The sequence below is a fragment of the Rhizobium sp. 25PS6 genome (genome assembly GCF_032464655.1).
GTDB classification, from domain to species: Bacteria; Pseudomonadota; Alphaproteobacteria; order Rhizobiales; family Rhizobiaceae; genus Rhizobium; species Rhizobium laguerreae.
Window position 1 is genome coordinate 1 of record NZ_JAWDIV010000046.1, and the last position, 2,282, is coordinate 2,282.

A 2,282-nucleotide genomic window follows, 5' to 3' on the forward strand; every position below is an offset into this window, starting at 1 on the left:
GCCGGCCCTTTTGCGCGCAAAGACCAGCAATGACAGCCCGCCGGCCAGCACCAGCAGCACCGGCGCACCCCAGAGCAGCACCGTCTTCATGCTGACACGCGGCTTCAACAGCACGAACTCGCCGTAGCGCGAGACGATATAAGTCAGCACCGCCTCGTCGCTGTCGCCGTCGGCGATGCGCTCGCGCACCAGCAGGCGCAAATCCTTGGCCAGATCGGCGTTGGAATCGTCGATCGACTGGTTCTGGCAGACCATGCAGCGCAGTTCCGCCGAAAGGGCGCGGGCGCGCGCTTCGAGCGCCGGATCGGCCAGCACCTCGTCAGGATTGACGGCGAAGGCGGGGGCCGCCATCAGCAGCAAAGCGAAAGCCAGGAAGAGACGCCGCATCATTCCGCCGGCTCCATTGCGGGAGCTGCCGGCTTCGCCTTGCGGCGCGGGGCGCCGACACGCAGGCGCCGGTCGCTGAGCGAGACGAGGCCGCCGAAGGCCATGAACACCGCGCCGCCCCAGATGCAGAGAATGAACGGCTTCCACCAGATACGCACGACGATGCCACCGTCCTTGGTGGCGTCACCGAGCGATACATAGAGCTGGCTGAGCCCGAAGGTCAGGATGCCGGCCTCCGTCGTCGGCATCTGGCGGGCGGTGTAAAGGCGCTTGGCCGACCAGGTATCGGCAACCGCGACACCGGCGCGCCGGATGGTGAAGTGGCCGCGGTCCTCGGTATAATTCGGTCCGGTCGCCGGCTGCATGCCGTCGAAATGCAGGCTGTAACCGCCGGCCTCGGTCACCTGCCCCGGTTTCATCTCGATGACGTGCTCGCTTTCGAACGTCGTGACCGCGACGATGCCGAGCACGGTGACGCCGAGCCCGGCATGGGCGAGCGCGGTGCCGAAGGCCGAACGCGGCAGGCCGGAAAGCCGGCGCCAGGCAAGATGGCCCGCGACCTTACCGATGCCGGCGCGATACCAGAGATCGGCCACCGCACCGAGGACCAGGAACAGCCCGGCAGCGAGGCCGAACACCGAAAGCACCGGCCCGCCATGTTCGATGTAGAAGAAGACCACCGCGGCAAGGAAGGCGAGACCAGCGACGACATAGAGCCGCTGCAGGGCGCCGAGCAGATCGCCGCGCTTCCAGGCAAGCATCGGCCCGAAGGGCACGATGACGATCAGCGGCGCCATCAGCAGGCCAAAGGTCAGGTTGAAGAAGGGCGCTCCGACGGAAATCTTGTCGCCGGTCAGCGTTTCCAACAGCAGCGGATAGAGCGTGCCGGTGAGCACCGTGCCGCAGGCGACCGTCAGGATCAGATTGTTGACGACGAGCGCGCCCTCACGCGAAATCGGCGCAAACAGTCCGCCTGCCGACAGCTTCGGCGCGCGGAAGGCAAACAGCGACAGCGCCCCGCCGATGAAGATCAGCAGGATGCAGAGAATGAAGACGCCGCGGGAGGGGTCGCTGGCAAAGGCATGCACCGAGGTCAGCACGCCGGAGCGCACCAGGAAGGTGCCCATTAGCGACAGTGAGAAGGTGAGGATGGCGAGCAACACCGTCCAGATCTTCAGCGCCTCGCGCTTTTCCATGACGAGCGCCGAATGCAGCAGTGCGGTGCCGGCGAGCCAGGGCATGAAGGAGGCGTTTTCCACCGGGTCCCAGAACCACCAGCCGCCCCAGCCGAGCTCGTAATAGGCCCAGTAGGAGCCCATGGCGATGCCAAGCGTCAGAAAGGTCCAGGCCGCCAGCGTCCAGGGCCGCACCCAGCGTGCCCAGGCGGCGTCGATGCGTCCTTCCATGAGGGCCGCGACGGCAAAGGAGAAGCAGACGGAGAAGCCGACATAACCGAGATAGAGCAGCGGCGGGTGGATCGCGAGGCCGACATCCTGAAGAACCGGGTTGAGATCGCGGCCCTCGGCCGGCGCCGGATCGAGCCGCAGGAAGGGATTGGAGGTCAACAGAATGAACAGCGTGAAGGCGACCGAAATCCAGGCCTGCACGGAAAGTACATTGGCCTTCAGCGTCTCCGGCAGGTTGCGGCCAAAGACGGCGACCAGCGCGCTGAACAGCGTCAGGATCAACAGCCAGAGCATCATCGATCCCTCGTGATTGCCCCAGACGCCGGAATATTTATAGATGAGCGGCACCAGCGAATGCGAATTCTCCCAGACGTTCTCGACCGAGAAATCCGAGACGACATGGGCATAGGTCAGCACGGCGAAGGAGAAGGTGACAAGCGCAAACATCGCCAGCGAGCCGATCGTCGCCACATCCATCATCGCCCGGTC

At 65.2% G+C, this 2,282-nt stretch carries 2 protein-coding genes; both read right to left on the bottom strand.

Features of this window, described 5'->3' with window-relative positions:
- Positions 1 to 390 (bottom strand): cytochrome c-type biogenesis protein (locus RWK44_RS34650; protein WP_168285266.1); only part of this gene is annotated, 390 nt, incomplete at its 3' end.
- Positions 387 to 2,282, bottom strand: a 1,896-nt coding sequence (locus RWK44_RS34655) for a heme lyase CcmF/NrfE family subunit (protein WP_316030153.1), incomplete at its 5' end; no start/stop codon positions are given. The genes RWK44_RS34655 and RWK44_RS34650, both read right to left, overlap by 4 nt.